The organism is Bifidobacterium breve DSM 20213 = JCM 1192, from assembly GCF_001025175.1.
GTDB classification, from domain to species: Bacteria; Actinomycetota; Actinomycetes; order Actinomycetales; family Bifidobacteriaceae; genus Bifidobacterium; species Bifidobacterium breve.
In genome coordinates, this window is record NZ_AP012324.1 from 777,678 (window position 1) to 795,721 (window position 18,044).

Below are 18,044 nucleotides of genomic sequence, written 5' to 3' on the forward strand. Positions count from 1 at the left end.
ACGAAAGCATGAGGAGCGCCATGAGCGAACCGGAACATAGCACACCGGAATACGGGCAATACCAGAAGCCCGCATATGGTGCGATGTCGGGCCAATATGGGCCAAACTACAACCCGTACATTTATGGCGCTCCCGAACCCGATGCCAATAACGGCTCCGCTGCTGATAACAACGGAGTTGGAGCCGGGCAGCCGAACAATGGACGGCCCTCTTCTTCCGGCAATTCGTTCGGTGGCAATCAGCAGTATGGGCAGCCCCAGCAGGGCAATCCGTTTGGACCCCAGTACGGGCCGGGCTCCCGGTTTGGCAGCAATCAGCCGAATGGCCAGTCCCAGCAGCCTCACTACTACAACGGTATCGATCTCAATGACCCCAATCAGAATCCTCTGTATGGGCATTGGGATTCCTATGCAATCATTTCCTTCGTGCTCGCCATGTTCTTTCCCGTACCGGTGCTCTCCGCTCTGATGGGCGGCGTGGCGATGTGGCGGACGCGCACGTTCCATATGAAGGGCTTTGGCCTGGCTCTTGCAGCCGTGGTCATCAACGTGCTCTACACCCTTGCGGTTATTTGGATGGCATTGAATGGCTATGATGCCATGACTCTGTATCAGGACATCCTTCAGCAGTTCACCGGCAGCGGCACTGGTCCCTCATCTGATTCCATCTCTGCATAGGGCTGATTTGCTGCAACACACCCACTGTATAACTATGCAATAGTCTGCATAATCGCGTATACTCATGCGAAGTACGTCAGCGGAAAAGAGATGAGTATGGCGAAATATACAGTGGCCGTAGCCGGTGCTACAGGCTATGCCGGCGGTGAGGCGCTGCGCATTCTTGCGGCACACCCCGACTTTGCAATCACATGTGTGGCAGGCCATTCCTCCGTGGGGGAATCGATGGCCAAGCATATGCCGCATATTCCGCAACTGGCCAATCTTGTTGTTGAAGACACCACGCCTGAGGTGCTCAACGGCCACGATGTCATTATCCTTGCCTTGCCTCATGGCGCTTCCGGCAAGCTCGCATCCCAGCTCGACCCGGATGCCGTGGTCGTGGATCTCGGTGCCGATCATCGTCTCGAAGAACAGGCCGCATGGGATGAATTCTATGGCGGCGATTTCTACGAGCACTGGACTTACGGCATGCCTGAGCTCATCACCGGCAAGACTGCCGATGGCGCATACACCCGTCAACGTGAGGCGCTGCCTGGTGCCAAGCGAATTGCGGGCCCTGGCTGCAATGTGACTGCCACGACTCTGGCTCTGCAACCCGGCATAGCGGAAGGGTTGGTCGAGCCGAAGGACATCGTGGCTGATTTGGTCGTCGGCTACTCCGGCGCAGGCAAGAACCTCAAACGCACCAACCTGTTGGCCGCCGAGGCATTGCAATCCGCGCTGCCGTACTCGGTGGGCGGCACGCACCGTCATATTCCTGAAATCCTGCAGAATTTCGCCCATGCGGCCGGTGAGACCGCAGCTGATGCCGGCAAGTTCACGCTTGGCTTCACCCCGATACTGGCGCCCATGTCCCGAGGCATTCTCGCCACCGTGTCGGCTCGCATGACCGACAAGGCCAAGGCGATGAGTGGCGAAGCAATCCGAGACGTATGGGCAAAAGCCTACGAAGGCCAGGACTTCATGGTGCTGCTGCCTGAGGGCGCATTGCCCGCCACCGGCAACATCATCGGTTCCAACGCCGCTCACCTGCAGGTTGTCACCGACCGCAAGTCCGGGCGCATTTATGCCTTCGCCGCCATCGACAACCTCAACCGTGGTACCGCCGGACAAGCGGTCCAATCATTGAATATCGCACTTGGCCTGCCGGAAGATGCAGGCCTGACCAAGATCGGAGTAGCACCGTGAGCGTCACATTCGCGCAAGGATTCTCCGCTGCCGGCGTGGTGGCGGGCATTTCATCGGTTGAGGGCAAGAAGGATCTCGCTCTCGTGGTCAACAACGGCCCGCTTGATGCGGTGGCCGGCGTGTTCACGTCGAACCGATTCTGTGCAGCCCCTGTGCAGTGGAGCCGCAAAGCCGTGGCGGACGGCCACGCCAAAGCCGTGATTCTCAACTCCGGCGGTGCCAACGCCTGCACCGGTGAGGCGGGATATCAACAGTCCGTGTCCACCGCCGAGGCGGTCGCCGAACTCGTCGGCGCACAAGCAGAGGATGTTGCTGTGTGCTCCACTGGTCTGATCGGCGAGCTGTTGCCCTTGGATAACGTTTTGGCCGGTGCCAAAGCCGCTTATGCTGCTCTTGCCAGCACCGCCGAGGCCGGGGCGGACGCCTCACATGCCATTATGACCACCGACACCAAGGCCAAGACCGTCGAACTGACCGGTTCCAACGGCTGGAAGATCGGCGGCATGGTCAAGGGGTCGGGCATGATCGCCCCGCAGCTGGCCACCATGCTGTGCGTTATCACTACCGATGCCGTGGTCAGTGCCGGTCAAATGCAGGCCGCGCTTACCGTGGCCGCCGAGCATTCGTTCAACCGAATCGACGTGGACGGCTGCATGTCCACCAATGACACAGTGCTGCTGCTCGCCTCCGGAGCCTCCGGCGTGGAGCCCGACAAGGACGAGTTCAACAAGCTCGTGCGCGAGGCCTGCGCCTCCCTGTCCCGTCAGATTATCGGCGACGGTGAAGGCGCTTCCCATGACATTCGCATCACCGTTACCGGTGCCACCAGCGAAGACGCGGCCCTTGCCTGCGGCCGTGCGGTCGCGGCCTCGAATCTGCTGAAATGCGCGATCTCCGGCAATGACCCGAACTGGGGCCGTATCGTCAGCTCCCTAGGCACCGTTTCCCCTGAAGTTGCACCTTATGATTCCGAGAAGGTGACCGTCGACGTCAACGGCGTGCGCATCTGCGAGAACGGTGGTGCCGGACGGGACCGTAGCGAAGTCGACATGACCCCGCGCGAAGTCCACATTGACATCGACCTCAACACCGGATCGAACGCCGAGGCCACCGTCTGGACCGACGATCTGACCCACGAATACGTCCACATCAACGCCGACTACGAAAGCTGACATCCACCATGCTCTCGCTGGCGGATGTCGCCGTGAAGCAAATGCCGAGAGGCGTTTGTAGGCGACGTGTTCGCCGACAGGCGAACCGACAAAACGTAGGCAACGCCTGCTGTAATTGCAGGACGCTGTCCGGTGGAACCGGACTGAGGGTGGTCTCGCCAAACCACCCCCAGCCATGCGCAGCATGACAGCCCCGTCAGCGGGGGGCAAAGTTACGGAAAGAAGAAGATGGCTACTGAATTGAAGGGACCTGGATTCCATTTCGACGTGCATACCGATTTGCGCGCCGATCAGAAGGCGGAAGTGCTGATTGAGGCGCTGCCGTGGCTGGAGGAATTCGCCGGCCAGCGCATCGTGGTCAAGTATGGCGGCAATGCCATGATCGACGATCACTTGAAGCAGTGCTTCGCCGAGGATATGGTGTTCCTGCGTCAGGTCGGTTTGCATCCGATTGTCGTGCATGGCGGCGGCCCGCAGATCTCGCACATGCTCAAGGCCCTCGGTATCAAGTCCGAATTCAAGGGCGGCCTGCGCGTCACCACACCCGAGGCAATGGATGTGGTGCGCATGGTACTCACCGGCAAGGTCTCGCGCGAACTGGTCGGCATGATCAATGCGCACGGCCCGATGGCGGTCGGTCTGTCCGGTGAGGATGGAGGCTTGTTCTCCGCCATGCAACGCAAGCCCATTATCGATGGCAAGCCCACGGATGTCGGTCTGGTCGGCGATGTGGTGTCCGTCGATGCCTCCGCGGTCGAGGATTTGGTCGCGGCCGGTCGTATTCCGGTTGTTTCCTCTGTGGCTCCGAATGAGGAGGACGCCACCGAGGTACTGAATGTGAACGCCGATTCCGCGGCCGCGGCCCTTGCCGCAGCCGTGGGCGCGCACAAGCTGGTCATTCTGACCGACGTGGACGGTCTCTATGCCGACTGGCCGGATAAGAATTCACTTATCGGGCGTATCGGCGTGGAGGATCTGCGCGACATGCTGCCCGATCTGGAATCCGGCATGCGCCCCAAGATGGAAGCATGCGTGCGCGCCATCGATGGTGGCGTGCCCCAAGCCCACATCATCGACGGTCGTAAACCACATTCGATCCTGAACGAGATATTCACCTCCGCCGGTATCGGCACCATGGTCGTGCCCGAAGGCGGTATGGAAATGAGGAGTTCCTATGAGCACTGAGCAGAACGAGACGCTGGGCGCTGAAGACAGCAAGTGGCTGGGGGAGTACTCCCAGGTACACATGAACGTGTTCGGCACGCCGCTGCGTGTTATGGATCACGGTCAGGGCGCGCATATTTGGGACGTTGATGGCAACGAATACCTTGACTTCCTGGCTGGCATCGCCGTCAATTCGCTGGGCTATGCCCATCCCAAGTGGGTGAAAGCCGTGTCTGAGCAGGCGGCCAAGGTGGCTCACATCAGCAATTATTTCGCTTCCGAGCCGCAGATCGAGCTCGCCGCGAAGCTGGTCAAACTGGCCGGTGCCCCGGAAGGTTCCAAGGTCTACTTCGGCAATTCTGGTGCCGAGGGTAATGAAGCGGCATTGAAGCTGGCCAAGCTGTATGGTCGCACCCTGCCCGGCGCACTGCCGTCCATCGGCGGTAAGCCCGCCCGTATTCTTGCCATGACGCACGGCTTCCATGGCCGTACGATGGGTGCGCTCTCCGCAACTTGGAAGCCGAACATCCGCAAGCCCTACGACCCGTTGGTGCCCGACATCGAATTCGTGCGCGCCGGCGACGAGGTCGCCCTGTACGAGGCGTTCTCCCAGACCGGTCTTGGCCACTATGGCAAGGGGCCGATAGCGGCGGTGATTCTGGAACTCATTCAGGGTGAGGCCGGCGTGCAGCCGTTGGGTGCCGATTACGTCAAGTTCGTGCGTGAGCTGTGTGACATCAACCATGCGCTGCTCATCATCGATGAGGTGCAGACCGGCATCGGTCGTACCGGCAAGTGGTTTGCATTTCAGCGTGAGGATCTTTCCGGCGGCGTGACCCCGGATATGGTGACCTTTGCCAAGGGAGTGGCCGGCGGATTCCCGATGGGTGGCATGATTGCCTTCGGCGAGAAGCTTGCAGCCCTGTTCACTCCGGGCTCTCATGGATCAACCTTTGCCGGCAACCCGTTGGGTGCGGCGGCTGGACTTGCCACACTCGGTGTCATTGAGGACGATAACCTCATTGCCAATGCCGAGGCCCGCGGCCAGCAGCTGCGCGATGGCATTATGGTCACCGGCAATCCGCTCTACGTATCCGTGCGCGGTCGTGGCCTGCTCGATGCCGTAGAGCTCAAGCATCCCTGCGCCCACGCCGTCATGAACTACTGCCTCGAACACGGGCTCATCGTCAATGCGGTGGCCCCCAATGCGCTGCGTTTCGCACCGCCGCTGATCGTAACCGCCGAAGACGTTGACCAGGCGCTCGCCGTTCTCAAGGACGTGCCCGCTGATCTGCCGAACGACTGACTTACCTGACCTATATAAGGAGATCACCATGACCCCAGAACTGCGCCATATGCTGCGTGATGACGACCTCAACCATGAGGAGCAGAAGCAGGTGCTTGAGCTTGCCATCAAGTTCAGCAAGAACCGTTTCTACAAGCAGCCGTTTGCCGGTCCGCAGGCCGTCGCCGTGCTGTTCGACAAGCCTTCCACCCGTACCCGCTCCAGTTTCTCCATTGGTGTTGCCGAGCTTGGCGGCTACCCGCTGGTCATTGACAAGTCCGGCTCCCAGCTGGGCCGTGGCGAGCCTGTGGCCGATACCGCCCGTGTGCTCGACCGTATGGCCTATGGCGTGGTCTGGCGCACCTTTGGTCAGGATCGCGTGGAGGAAATGGCCAAGTATTCCACCCACCCGGTGGTCAACGCGCTGACCGATGACTTCCACCCCTGCCAGATTCTTGCCGACTTCCAGACCATCGCCGAACACCGCGGCGGCGTGGACAATCTGAAGAACCAGACCATCGCCTACCTCGGTGATGCCGCCAACAACATGTCCAACTCGTATCTGCTCGGCGGTGCCGTTGCCGGTATGAACGTGCGTGTGGCCGGACCTCAGGGCTACCTGCCGCGTCCGGATATCGTGGCCGATGCCGAACGCATTGCCGCTGAGAACGGCGGTTCCATTCTGGTGACCACTGATGCTCGTGAGGCCGTCGCCGGTGCCGATTGCGTGTTTACTGACACCTGGGTTTCGATGGGTGAGGAAGCTGAATACGCCATCCGATCCAAGCCGTTCTGGGATTATCAGGTCAATGCCGAGCTCATGGCTCTGGCTAAGCCGGATGCGCTATTCCAGCACTGCCTGCCCGCCTATCGCGGTAAGGAAGTCACTGCCGAGGTGATTGATGGCCCGCAGTCCGTGGTGTGGGATGAGGCGGAGAACCGTCTGCACGCGCAGAAGGCGTTGCTCACCTGGCTGACCGGCAAGGCCCGTGGCGACGAAAGCCTGCTCGCATGAGTGAAGCCCTGCCGTCCCTGCAGCGCCCTGCCACCAGGGCCGCGCGACTCAGTGCCATTGAACAGGCGCTGGCCACGCATGTCATCACGTCACAATCGCAGCTGTCGAAAATCCTATTGGACGAAGGCATCGCGGTTACGCAGGCCACGTTGAGCCGCGACCTGGATGAGATGCATGCGGTGAAAACCCGGCTGAAGGACGGTACGGTGGCCTATACGGTTGGACGTGGTTCGGCGGTTGCCGATGTTGAGGACGTGGGGGAGCGCACCGAGGCTCAGATGGCTCGTGTGCTCAATGGTCTGGTCACTTCGGTGGCCGCTGCCCGCAACCTCGTTGTGGTGCATACCCCGTCCGGAGCCGCACAATATGTGGCTTCCGTGATTGACCGTCAGCCCATCGACGGCGTGCTTGGCACCATCGCTGGAGACGATACCGTCATGGTGATCTGCGCTGACGACGGCACCGCCGTCTCCCGCTCTGACTGGCTGCTCGGCCTCGCCTCCAAATAGTGTTTTTTCTTGCCCCCCCAAGGTGGGGGGAGCTGTCACCGTAGGCGACTGAGGAGAGTTGCCCAATCCTCCCCAACACGCCGTGCATAAATATACAATCCTCTGTATATACTTACATCAGTTTGTTTTTTGGACCTTGAATGAAAGGGAACTCATGGCAGATAACAATCGCCTTGTTCTGGCCTACTCCGGTGGTCTTGATACCTCCGTCGCCATCTCGTACCTGAAGGAGCGCACCGGCAAGGACGTCGTGGCCGTGTCCCTCGATGTAGGTCAGGGCGGTGAAAGCCTTGAGACCATCAAGGAGCGCGCCCTCGCCTGCGGCGCCATCGAATCCTACGTGGTTGACGCCCGTGACGAATTCGCCAACGAATACTGCATGAAGGCCCTCAAGGCCAACGCCATGTACGAAGGCGTCTACCCGCTGGTCTCCGCCATCTCCCGCCCGCTGATCTCCAAGCACCTCGTGCGCGCCGCCCACCAGTTCGGCGCCGACACCATCTCCCACGGCTGCACCGGCAAGGGTAACGATCAGGTTCGTTTCGAGGTCTCCATCGCCTCCATCGACCCGACGCTCAAGGCCATCAGCCCGATTCGTGATCTCTCCCTGACCCGTGACGTCGAGATTGCGTTCGCCAAGGAGCACAAGTTGCCGATCACCCAGACCGAGAAGTCCCCGTACTCCATCGATCAGAACGTGTGGGGCCGCGCCATCGAGACCGGCTTCCTCGAGGATCCGTGGAACGGTCCGACCAAGGACTGCTACTCCTACACCGACGACCCGGCCTTCCCGCCGGTCGAAGATGAGGTTGTCATCGAGTTCAAGGAAGGTATCCCGGTCAAGATCGACGGCCGCGACGTCACTCCGCTGCAGGCCATCGAAGAGATGAACCGACGTGCTGGCGCCCAGGGCATCGGCCGTATCGACCTCATCGAGGATCGCCTGGTCGGCATCAAGTCCCGCGAGCTGTACGAGGCTCCGGGCGCCGTGGCCCTGATCACCGCTCATCAGGAACTCGAAAACTGCTGCCTCGAGCGCGAACAGCACCGCATCAAGCGCGATATCGACAAGCGCTGGGGCGAGCTGGTTTACGATGCGCAGTGGTTCTCCCCGGCTACCCAGTCGCTCAACGCTTTCATCGAGGACACCCAGAAGTACGTGTCCGGTGAGATTCGCATGGTCCTGCATGGCGGTCGCGCTGTGGTGACCGGCCGTCGTTCCGACTCCTCGCTGTACGACTACAAGCTCGCCACCTACGATTCCGGCGATACCTTCGATCAGAAGTCCTCCAACGGCTTCATCGACATCTACGGCCTGCCGTCCCGCGTGGCTGCCGCCCGCGATGTCAAGTTCGGCAACGGCATCGAGGTCCCGAAGAACACCGTCGAGTAATCACTTACTCTTGGCTCCCCTCTTTGAGGGGCCGAACCGTAAAGCAAACAGCCCAGTGGGCTGCTTGTAGGTGAGGCGCGAACGACAGTGAGCCAACAATCAGCAGCCGTCGCCGCAGGCGACTGAGGGGAGTTCAAGCAAAATATGCTTGTGCTCCCCTTTTTTGTATCTTTTTTGTATCGGAATATGAAGTCATTTCGTATGCTCTCCAACGAGGATGTTAACAGATCATATTTGGATCCCAAAGCCGTTGATAATCAGGGAAGAACGAGATCCTGACATGTTACGTTCCTAGCCGTTTGGTTTAACGGGTGGGAAACAAAGCGGTGTTTTTGGTCTTTCGCTGAGAACACGGCTCTATCGTTGATGAACCAGCATCTCTCGAAACGTAAGGCCCTGAAGGAGGCTATTCCTTATCTTGAGCGTTTCGGTTTGGGAGAGTATTCGAACAAGCCGCCATATGCCATGTCTGGAGGTATGCGGCAACGTGCATCATTCGTCAGAACGATTTTGACAGGTAAAGACATCCTGCTGTTCGATGAGCCATTCGGAGCTGGGGCTGCGGATGTTTTCTTGGAGACTGAGCGAAAGGTTTTTCGTATGTCCGGTCCCGAAGAACGGGAGCGCGCGGTGGGCCTGTATTTCACCACGCCGATGACCACGGCCCAGGTGGGTGAGGCGCCTGGGCTGTCCGACCAGGCAGTGCCCGGAACGCCGGTTGGCGAAGGATCCCCGGTATGCCGGTCGTATGGCGGAACCCATCATCCCGCTGGAGACAAGGGCCAAGGCGATCGGAACCGATGCCGGGCGGCGGAAGCGGGCCGCCGAACGGCTCGGCGCGGGCGTCGGAGCGGTCCACGACCGGGCCGGGGCGTACAGGGTGGAATGGCCGCGCTGCGGGCCGGGAACGGGAACGCCGGCCAGGCCGACAAGCCGGCGCCGCGGCGAAGACGGAACGCCGGAGCCGTCTGCGATGACGCGGAGGCGTTGCGTCGCGGGGCCGAGGAGCTGGGGCTGGAGGACGCGTTGATGCGGGAGGTGGCGGAGGTCGCGGGAAAAGACCCGGGCGCCGATCCGCGGCGCCTGTCGAACAGGGAGAAGACCCTGCCGGCCGACCGTCTGAGGCCGGCGTGTTCGCCCGGCTCGATGACATGCCTGCCCGGCATCGCGCCGGGCGGCCACCACTGCTGCCACGCCAGGCTGAGCGTTGACGGATACGCCGGGCTCGGGACGGAGGCGGCGGAGGCGTTCGCCGCGTCCAAGGGCAGGTACGGGTACCGCGGGATCAGGGCCATGCTCGGGGCCGGCGTATCGGAGAAGGCGGTCCGCGGGATCATGGCGGAGGGCGATCCGACGGCGCACGTGCCGAGACGTCGGCGCTACGGCCCCCACGAAGGCGAGACCACGCCCGCGCCCGGCAACCTCGCCGACCGTGACTTCACCGCCAAGTCCCCGAACGAGAAGCGGCCCGCGGACATCACCCGGGATATCAAGGCCGGGGACGGGAAGGGCGTGCCTCTCGCCGCCGGTCGACTGCCATGACGGCGGGATCGTCGCGTGCACCGCCGGTTCCGGTCCCGACGCCGGGCTCGCCGACGGGATGCTCGTCAAGGCCGCGGAGACGCTGCCGGAGGGGGCGAAGCCCTTGGTGCATTCCGACCGCGGCTTGCCAACTGCCGGTGCCCCGGATGGCCGGACCTCATGGAACGGCACGGCCCGGTGCGGTCGACGGGCGCGAAGGGCCGTTCCCCGGACAACGCCGCCGCAGAGGGGTTCTTCGGCAGGATGAAGACGGAATCCGTCCATCCCTGGCATTGGGAGGAACGACCCCGCGGCGAGACGCTCGTCCCGGTCGGCGACTGCATCCGCTGGCACGACCACGGGCGCATCAAACGGTCGCCCGGTTGGATGAGCCCGGTACAATACCGTCAGAGCCAGGGAACGGCCGCGTGATCATCCAAGAAAACGCCCGCAGCCCCTTATCCCAAGGCTTATCTGAATATGTCAGAGATTGGGGAAATAACCTAATTCGAAATATTGGCATATGCGGTGGTGCGGCGCTCACGTATGCGTACGCCGCACTGGTCTCATCAAGCGTCGGCGGAGTGAAAGGCCTGCGGTTTAGTGCTCTCCGTAATGAGTTCGGCAGACGGCTATTTCTAGGTTTTGAACGTCGTTACCCGTAATGCGGTATACGATGCGGTTCTTTTCATCAATGCGACGTGACCAGTATCCGGTGAGATTGCCGCGCAAAGGTTCCGGCATGCCGATGCCGTCTGACGCGCCATTGCGTTGGATATCCTTGATTATTTTATTGATGCGTTTCAATGTCTTTTTGTCTTGTGACTGCCAATACAGGTAATCGTCCCATGCTTCGTCGGTCCAAATTAAGAGCATATTAGTTCTCAATCAGTTGGTGTTCAGTGCCTTTTCCTGCGTCAAGTTGCGCGGCGGCGTGACGTACCCTGCTCATGTTTTCCGCCGAATAGAACGGATCAGCGGTTACCTCGAATGGAATACGGCGTTCCCGGACAACGGTTTTGGCAAAGATATTGAATGCGGCGCTCATGCTGATGCCAAGTTCGCTGCATACTTCACTCATGCCCTTCTTGGTGTTTTCGTCAAGTCGAACGTTGACTAATGTTGATGTCATGTTGCGCTCCCTGTATATCGTTTGCGTATATATTCAATATATATCTGTGCGGTCTTTTGCACAATAGTGCCGCATCAGTGCATCTCTATAATGAGCGGACAGTTGGCAATGCGTCTGATATTCCCGACATGGAATACGAACAACTTGAATCCACCGGTATGTAGCCCAACGCTGATAGTCTGACAAGCAGTCTGATTTGTTTGCAATCCATGGTTTCAAGGAGCCTTCATGACTGAGAACAACGAACATCTGGCCCTGTGGGGTGGTCGCTTTACATCCGGCCCGTCGCCGGAACTGGCCCGACTGTCCAAGTCCACGCAGTTCGACTGGCGTCTGGCCGACGACGATATCGCCGGTTCCCGTGCCCACGCCCGTGCTCTCGGCCGTGCGGGACTCCTGACTGCCGACGAGCTGCAGCGCATGGAAGATGCGCTCGACACTCTCCAGCGCCATGTGGATGACGGTTCCTTTGCTCCTATCGAAGACGATGAGGATGAGGCCACTGCCCTCGAACGTGGCTTGATCGATATTGCCGGCGATGAGCTCGGCGGCAAGTTGCGTGCCGGCCGTTCCCGCAACGACCAGATCGCTTGCCTGATTCGCATGTGGCTGCGCCGTCACTCCCGTGTGATTGCCGGATTGCTGCTTGACTTGGTTAATGCCCTGATTGAGCAGAGCGAAAAGGCCGGTCGCACCGTGATGCCGGGCCGTACGCACATGCAGCATGCCCAGCCGGTGCTGCTTGCTCACCAGCTTATGGCTCACGCTTGGCCGCTGATTCGCGACGTGCAGCGCCTGATTGATTGGGACAAGCGCATCAATGCCTCTCCGTACGGCTCCGGCGCGCTGGCCGGCAATACACTCGGCCTTGACCCGGAAGCGGTGGCTCGCGAGCTCGGCTTCTCCCGTGTGACCGACAACTCCATCGACGGCACCGCAGCCCGTGACCTGGTCGCCGAATTCGCATTCGTGGCCGCCATGACCGGCGTGGACATCTCCCGTCTGTCCGAGGAAATCATTATCTGGAACACCCAAGAGTTCGCCTTCGTCAAGCTCGATGACGGCTACTCCACCGGATCCTCCATCATGCCGCAGAAGAAGAACCCGGATATCGCCGAGCTCGCCCGTGGCAAGTCCGGCCGTCTCATTGGCGACCTGACCGGTCTGCTGGCCACTCTGAAGGGTCTGCCCACCGCCTACGCACGCGACCTGCAGGAAGACAAGGAAGCGGTGTTCGATCAGGTCGACACGCTCGAAGTGCTGCTACCCGCGTTCACCGGCATGGTCAGAACCATGCGCTTCGATGCCGACCGTTTGGAAGCTGAAGCCCCGACCGGCTTCGCCTTGGCCACTGACATCGCCGAATGGCTTGTCAAGAACGGCGTGCCATTCCGCCATGCTCACGAGCTCTCCGGCGCCTGCGTCAAGCTCGCCGAAGGCCGTGGCCAGGAACTCTGGGATCTGACCGACGAGGACTTCATCGAGACCTTCGCCGCATTCCTGCCGGCCGGAAAGGCTCCGGGCGTGCGTGAAGTGCTCTCCAGCCACGGTTCGGTCGACTCCCGCAACGGCAAGGGCGGCACCGCCTATGGTCGTGTGCGCGAGCAGATTGCCGACGCCAAGGCCAGTGTCGAAGAGCTCAAGTTGTTCCCGGCCTCCACTTCTGACGGTTCCGCGTATAAGGCCCCCGGCACGTTTTAAACTGCGCTCCCGTTGGCGGGGGCTGTCGGCGAAGCCGACTGGGGGTGGTCGCGAAGGTCTTCGTCCACATGACCACCCTCAGTCTCGCTCCGCGATCCAGCTCCCGCCAGCGGGAGCTAGGTTTTGCGTTGTCATCGCAACGGCCTACACTGAATAATCGTAACGAACGGGAGCCGTAAGGCTGAGAGGAAGTTGCCAGACTTCGACCGGGGAACTTGACGCGGGTCATGCCGCCGTAAGGAATCGTTGTTCTTGATTTGTTAGGTTTCCTGCAACAGTCTTTCATTCCGTTTGCATAATTTAGCCGTATGACGGGTCGTGGTGTAGCCAATGCATCGCGGCGGCCACACGGTCGCATGATTGGGTTCATGAATGGGCGCACCACTTAAGGTACGGTTCGTTTCGTGCACCCTTTTTTACTATTCGGAAAGGTTGTTATGCAGGTCAACGGAGAGCAAGTCAAGCTCGATACGCCGGTCAGCGTTGCCGACTATCTCGAAGCACACGGATTCCGCGCCGAACGCGTGGCCATCGAACTTAACGGTGAGATTATTCCGCGCGACAAGCGTGCCGATGCCATGCTTGACGACCAGTGCGTTATGGAAATCGTACAGTTTGTTCAGGGTGGCTGAAAGGAAGAGCTATGAGCAATATCAATCCGGTTACTGAAGCATCCGTTGAGGCGACGCCGCTGCCGCCGCAGCCCGCCGTCACCAATCCGGTCGGTACCGCTGCGCCGATTCTGCCGGTGGAAGACAAGCCGCTGAATCTGGGAGGCCACGAATTCCAGTCGCGATTCATCTTGGGCTCCGGCCGCTATGACCTGAACCTCATCAAGGCCACGGTCGAGCATGCCGGTACGCAGATCGTCACTATGGCGCTACGCCGCGCGCAGACTACCGAAAACAGCGTGCTCGACTATATTCCCGAAGGTATCACGCTGCTGCCCAACACCTCCGGCGCGCGTAACGCTGAGGAAGCCGTGCGTATTGCACGATTGGCACGCGAAGTCTGCCACACCGACTTCGTCAAAGTCGAAATCGAACACGAGACCAAATACCTCTTGCCGGACAACGCTGAAACCATCCGTGCCACTGAAATGCTGGCCAAGGAAGGCTTCGTGGTCATGCCCTATATGTTCCCGGATCCAATCGCAGCCCGTCAGCTTGAAGAAGCCGGTGCTGCCGCAGTTATGCCGCTCGGCTCGCTGATTGGTTCCAACATGGGCTTGCGCATGCGTGATTTCATCGAGATCATCATCGCCAACGCGCACGTGCCGGTTATTATCGACGCCGGCATCGGCCGCCCGAGTCAGGCTTGCGATGCCATGGAAATGGGTGCGGATGCGGTGATGGCGTACACGGCTGTGGCCTCCGCTGGAAATATTCCGTTGATGGCTGAGGCGTTCAAGCACGCCATCGATGCGGGTCGTGCGGCCTACCTGTCTGGTCTCGGCAAAGTGACCGAAGGCCAGGCTGTGCCGTCCAGCCCGACCACAGGGTATTTGCACTGATTGGGTATTGGCTCCCCTTTCTGAGGGGAGCTGGCCGTGTAGCGGACTGAGAGGAATTCGCGAGGCAGCGTTAAAACTTCCTCTCAGTTACCTGTGATGACAGCGTCCCTCCGGAGAGGACAGAAACATGGAGAAAACATGGCATTGACGGATGAACAGGTGGAGCGGTACGCGCGTCATCTGATTTTGAAGGGCGTGGGTGTCAAAGGGCAGAAGCGTCTGCTGGCTTCCAGTGTGCTGATTATCGGCGCGGGCGGGCTCGGTTCGCCGGTTGCTCTGTATCTGGCGGCAGCCGGAGTCGGTCGCATCGGACTCGTGGATGGCGATATGGTGGATTTGAGCAATCTGCAACGCCAGATTATCCACACCACTGCACGGGTGAACGAGCCCAAGGTGGAGTCAGCGGCTGCGGCCATCCGTGAACTCAACCCGGACGTGACGGTCGACACTTACTATGAGCTTGTTGATGCCAACAATATCGCCGGCCTCATCGAGGCATACGATCTGGTGATAGAGGCCACCGACAATTTCGCCGCGAAGTTCCTTATCAATGACGCTTGTGTATTGGCCAATAAACCGTATATTCATGCGGGTGTGGTCGGATTCGCAGGTCAGGTGATGACCGTCATTCCCGGTGAAGGCCCGTGCTATCGCTGTATTTTCCGCGACATGCCTGCCGCTGGCGAGATTCCGACTTGCAAGGAAGCTGGCGTCTTGGGTGCGGTGGTCGGCGTGATCGGCAGTCTGGAAGCCACTGAAGCCGTCAAGCTGATAGTTGGCGTGGGGGAGCCGTTGGTGGGCCGCATGCTCACCGTGGATGCGTTGAACATGAATATTCGACGGGTGCCATTGCCGGAGCATGTGCCGGATTGCCCGGTGTGTGGTGAGCAACCGACCATCACCGCCATTGACTCGGCCAACTATATTCAGCCGGCCTGCGCGATTTAGAGCTATATGGCTCCCTCTCTGAGGGGAGCTGTCACCGTAGGTGACTGAGGGGAGTTGCTACGGTTGAGCAAGCCTCCCCTCAGTCCGCTACGCGGACAGTTCCCCTCCAGAGGGGAGCCAAGATCAGAACGAGAGGGGAAGAACATGCCTATTGCTTTGCATAATGTGGTTGATGCCGATGAGAGCGGTGAGTGTGCGTATCGTCACATCACGCCGGAAGAATTCGCCGAGCTCGACCCGAATACGGTTACGCTGCTCGATTTGAGGGAACCGGCCGATTTCGCCGCTCACCCGGTCGAAGGTGCCATCAATGCTCCTCTTGATCCATTGGCTCATGTACTCAAAACCGTGCCCAAGGATCGAACTGTTGTGGTCTATTGCGCCCAAGGTTGGTGGAGCGAGGAAGTGGCCGAAATTCTCGCCGATCGCGGTTACGATGTGGCCAGCCTCTATGGAGGCTTTCAAGGCTATCTTGATTATCTCGAATCCCACCACGATCAACAGCTCAACAGCCGATTGGCCGCAACGTATCTCTGACCTCTCGGCGCAAGGAATTCTCGTAATAATCCCTGATTTCGAGAGATCTTTGCACTGACTCGTGCTAAGCGCAAAGATTTCTCGAACAGTTCCTATTGTCGTTCTTTTGGATGAGTGTGCACGGTAATGTGCGTGCCCTACAATCGGTCACGGTGTTACCCGATAAATACTTGAATGTTGTCGGGTAATCACATGGAATGAACCGAACCAGCCCGAACGGGAAGGACGAAACCGTGGGACGCCTGCTCACTCGAGCGCAGATTCAACGCTTGGTCGCCAAGCATGGCCGTGAAGTCATCGAACATCAGCACATGCAGATCGAACGTTGCTGCTATCAGCACGGCAATGTCACCACATTCGAGCATTCCATACGTGTGGCGTGCCTCGCCGTTTGGCTGGCGGATCGCGCACATCTCTGGTACCACGTGAATCTCAGGTCTCTGATTCGTGCGGCTCTCCTGCACGACTACTTCCTGTACGACTGGCACGACTGGGACAACGGGCAACACCGTTGGCACGGCTTCACCCATGGCCATGCGGCCTTGATGAACGCTTTGAAGGATTTTGACCTCAACGACATCGAACGCAACAGCATCGAAAACCATATGTTCCCGATGACCCCTGTGCCGCCCGCCTATATCGAAGGATACCTTGTCACGTTGTCGGATAAGCTTTCGGCCACCGCCGAAACGTTCTCGTTCGACCGGTTCAACAAGCCACATCTGCCCTCGTTGGAGGCACACATCAAACACCGCGTTGCAAGGTGATTACCGCCGATGATAATTGCGCTTGAACACTACTTCCTCTGGTTCCTGTTCTACAGCTTTGTGGGCTGGGTCTATGAATCCATCCTTGTTTCTTGCCAAGAACGTCGCTTGGTAAACCGTGGATTCCTCAACGGTCCGCTGTGCCCGATTTACGGCACCGGTGCGGTACTGGGCATTGCCGTGCTCGGCAATCTCCATAATCCAATCATCATCTTTCTGATTTCGATGGTCGGCGCCACGATTCTTGAATACACGACCTCGTGGGTTATGGAGGAGCTCTTCCACGCACGTTGGTGGGATTACTCGAATTTCCGTTTCAATGTCCAAGGGCGTGTGTGCCTTTTAGGGGCGGTGATTTTCGGTATTGCCGGTGTAGTGATTGTGCTCGGCGCCCAACCATACGTGGCACAGTTCACTGACCTGATTCCTGTGCCAATGTTGCACACGTTGGTCACGGTACTGGCTCTGGTCACCATCATTGATTTAGCGGTCACGGTGGCAGGCATGCTCGAATTCGAGCAGGTGCTCGACTCCGTTACTCAAACGGTGCAGGATGTGGCTGCACGAGCAGGCGACACGTGGCAATGGGGTTCCAGTGCGGTATCCGATAAGATGCGCGAGCTTTCGCGGGATACGATTGAGCGTCTACGTTGGGCAGTCAACGGTGTTATCAACGCGCAGCAGAAGCGTATGCTCAAGTCCTTCCCGAAGTTCCAGGTGCCGGATCGTCAGGACATCATCGACTCTTTGCGCGAACTTATGGGCCCGCGCCGCTGATTGCAGGGTTTTTACATGAACTATGACCCCGCGCCCTCAATGCCGTTCTCCTTGGCCACAGCGCGCAGATACGCATAGTATTCGGCGAAGAACGCCGCGTTGTAACCATTGGAATAGAAGATTCCGCTCAGGCCGACTGTGGCACCATTGAGCAGATACCAGACGAGGAAGCTGACCTGCGCCACGAAGCACTCCCATTTGTGGCCCTTCATTATGCGCCGGGAGAGGCTGATAGCCTGATTGGCACTGATGTTCGGGTTCTCCGCCACGATGTACGGCACGAGGAAGTACGAATAGGTTTTGATGATGCCGCCCACGAAAGTCAACCACCACAGCATCAGGTACGCGTTCTCGACCATCATCGTCCATGCCATGCGCACCCAACGCTTGGATTGCAGCGGGTATAGGAACCGGCGCAACGGCACTTTCTCGTAGATTCGGGCCTCCAGCATGATGCGCCGCAGCACCACGCGGAAGACCTGCACTACGAACAGGGGGAATGCCACAGTACCCAGCAGTGCCACGATCACCAGAATGGATATGACGATGTTCTGCGCATGAATGACGGACGTGGCCGCATCCGCCACGGACAGGATGAACGATCCGGAGGAAAATGAGTTGAGTGCCGCGGAAAGTACGCCGCGGGAGCGGCCGAGCGCGGCGATGGCTTTCTCGTTGCTGTTGACTTGGTCGCGTGCGTCGCTTCCCTGCCCCGACGCTATCTCCATCAGAATGTCCAGCG

Annotated in this window: 20 protein-coding genes, 1 pseudogene and 1 riboswitch; of the genes and pseudogenes, 18 read left to right on the plus strand and 3 right to left on the minus strand. The window is 59.5% G+C overall.

Annotation, left to right across the window (positions count from 1 at the left end):
* The first annotated feature begins 20 nt into the window (after positions 1-20).
* From BBBR_RS03160 to BBBR_RS11060, 11 genes and pseudogenes are all read left to right on the plus strand, one after another.
* The gene (locus BBBR_RS03160; protein ID WP_032738163.1) at positions 21-677 is read left to right on the plus strand and encodes a hypothetical protein; all 657 of its coding nucleotides are present in this window, start codon (positions 21-23) and stop codon (positions 675-677) included.
* Between the two features lie 96 nt (positions 678-773).
* Complete coding sequence (argC, locus tag BBBR_RS03165) at positions 774-1,868, plus strand: N-acetyl-gamma-glutamyl-phosphate reductase (protein WP_032738164.1); 1,095 nt, start codon at positions 774-776, stop codon at positions 1,866-1,868.
* Positions 1,865-3,040, plus strand: coding sequence for a bifunctional glutamate N-acetyltransferase/amino-acid acetyltransferase ArgJ (gene argJ / locus BBBR_RS03170; RefSeq protein ID WP_003828792.1), 1,176 nt, complete (start codon positions 1,865-1,867; stop codon positions 3,038-3,040). The genes argC and argJ overlap by 4 nt, the downstream gene beginning before the upstream one ends.
* Before the next feature lie 228 nt (positions 3,041-3,268).
* Positions 3,269-4,225 carry an acetylglutamate kinase gene (gene argB / locus BBBR_RS03175; protein ID WP_003828794.1) on the plus strand — a complete coding sequence of 319 codons (957 nt, stop codon included), beginning with the start codon at positions 3,269-3,271 and terminating at the stop codon, positions 4,223-4,225.
* Positions 4,215-5,510: an acetylornithine transaminase gene (locus BBBR_RS03180; protein WP_003828796.1), complete on the plus strand. Its 1,296-nt coding sequence runs from the start codon at positions 4,215-4,217 to the stop codon at positions 5,508-5,510. Before argB ends, BBBR_RS03180 begins: the two co-directional genes overlap by 11 nt.
* Positions 5,511-5,538: 28 nt before the next feature.
* The gene (gene argF / locus BBBR_RS03185) at positions 5,539-6,504 is read left to right on the plus strand and encodes an ornithine carbamoyltransferase (RefSeq protein ID WP_014483932.1); all 966 of its coding nucleotides are present in this window, start codon (positions 5,539-5,541) and stop codon (positions 6,502-6,504) included.
* Positions 6,501-7,013 carry an arginine repressor gene (gene argR / locus BBBR_RS03190; protein ID WP_003828799.1) on the plus strand — a complete coding sequence of 171 codons (513 nt, stop codon included), beginning with the start codon at positions 6,501-6,503 and terminating at the stop codon, positions 7,011-7,013. Before argF ends, argR begins: the two co-directional genes overlap by 4 nt.
* 154 nt (positions 7,014-7,167) lie before the next feature.
* Positions 7,168-8,406 (plus strand): argininosuccinate synthase, encoded by a 1,239-nt coding sequence (locus tag BBBR_RS03195; protein WP_003828800.1) that lies wholly within the window; start codon positions 7,168-7,170, stop codon positions 8,404-8,406.
* 366 nt (positions 8,407-8,772) lie between these two features.
* Positions 8,773-8,895 (plus strand): annotated as a pseudogene (locus BBBR_RS11350) (hypothetical protein); the annotation flags it as partial.
* A 396-nt stretch (positions 8,896-9,291) separates the two neighbouring features.
* A complete protein-coding gene (locus BBBR_RS11055; protein ID WP_225851425.1) occupies positions 9,292-9,948 on the plus strand; it encodes a hypothetical protein in 657 nt (218 codons plus the stop codon).
* Positions 9,949-10,191: 243 nt separating this feature from the next.
* Positions 10,192-10,359 (plus strand): hypothetical protein, encoded by a 168-nt coding sequence (locus tag BBBR_RS11060; RefSeq protein ID WP_230580166.1) that lies wholly within the window; start codon positions 10,192-10,194, stop codon positions 10,357-10,359.
* A gap of 168 nt (positions 10,360-10,527) precedes the next feature.
* Here the strand turns inward: BBBR_RS11060 and BBBR_RS03210 are convergent, their stop codons facing one another.
* Entirely contained in the window at positions 10,528-10,803 is a 276-nt protein-coding gene (locus tag BBBR_RS03210; protein WP_003828806.1) for a Txe/YoeB family addiction module toxin, read from the minus strand.
* A 1-nt stretch (position 10,804) separates the two neighbouring features.
* A complete protein-coding gene (locus tag BBBR_RS03215; RefSeq protein ID WP_003828808.1) occupies positions 10,805-11,059 on the minus strand; it encodes a type II toxin-antitoxin system RelB/DinJ family antitoxin in 255 nt (84 codons plus the stop codon).
* A 228-nt stretch (positions 11,060-11,287) separates the two neighbouring features.
* On the opposite strand from BBBR_RS03215, the gene argH reads away from it, so the two are divergent.
* The 7 genes from argH (at position 11,288) to BBBR_RS03250 (ending at position 17,302) form a co-directional block, all read left to right on the plus strand.
* Positions 11,288-12,760 carry an argininosuccinate lyase gene (gene argH, locus BBBR_RS03220; RefSeq protein ID WP_003828810.1) on the plus strand — a complete coding sequence of 491 codons (1,473 nt, stop codon included), beginning with the start codon at positions 11,288-11,290 and terminating at the stop codon, positions 12,758-12,760.
* Between the two features lie 156 nt (positions 12,761-12,916).
* A riboswitch (TPP riboswitch) is annotated at positions 12,917-13,020 on the plus strand.
* A gap of 177 nt (positions 13,021-13,197) precedes the next feature.
* Positions 13,198-13,392, plus strand: coding sequence for a sulfur carrier protein ThiS (gene thiS, locus BBBR_RS03225; protein WP_003828811.1), 195 nt, complete (start codon positions 13,198-13,200; stop codon positions 13,390-13,392).
* A gap of 11 nt (positions 13,393-13,403) precedes the next feature.
* A complete protein-coding gene (locus BBBR_RS03230; protein WP_003828815.1) occupies positions 13,404-14,273 on the plus strand; it encodes a thiazole synthase in 870 nt (289 codons plus the stop codon).
* A 138-nt stretch (positions 14,274-14,411) separates the two neighbouring features.
* A complete protein-coding gene (gene thiF, locus BBBR_RS03235) occupies positions 14,412-15,221 on the plus strand; it encodes a thiazole biosynthesis adenylyltransferase ThiF (RefSeq protein ID WP_025299683.1) in 810 nt (269 codons plus the stop codon).
* 144 nt (positions 15,222-15,365) lie between these two features.
* Positions 15,366-15,758 (plus strand): rhodanese-like domain-containing protein, encoded by a 393-nt coding sequence (locus BBBR_RS03240; RefSeq protein ID WP_003828820.1) that lies wholly within the window; start codon positions 15,366-15,368, stop codon positions 15,756-15,758.
* Positions 15,759-15,991: 233 nt separating this feature from the next.
* A complete protein-coding gene (locus BBBR_RS03245) occupies positions 15,992-16,525 on the plus strand; it encodes an HD domain-containing protein (protein ID WP_014483927.1) in 534 nt (177 codons plus the stop codon).
* 9 nt (positions 16,526-16,534) lie between these two features.
* On the plus strand, positions 16,535-17,302 hold the full coding sequence (locus BBBR_RS03250) for a putative ABC transporter permease (RefSeq protein WP_003828826.1): 768 nt from the start codon (positions 16,535-16,537) through the stop codon (positions 17,300-17,302).
* Between the two features lie 20 nt (positions 17,303-17,322).
* Here the strand turns inward: BBBR_RS03250 and BBBR_RS03255 are convergent, their stop codons facing one another.
* Entirely contained in the window at positions 17,323-18,030 is a 708-nt protein-coding gene (locus tag BBBR_RS03255) for a DUF975 family protein (protein ID WP_003828828.1), read from the minus strand.
* Positions 18,031-18,044 lie beyond the last annotated feature (14 nt).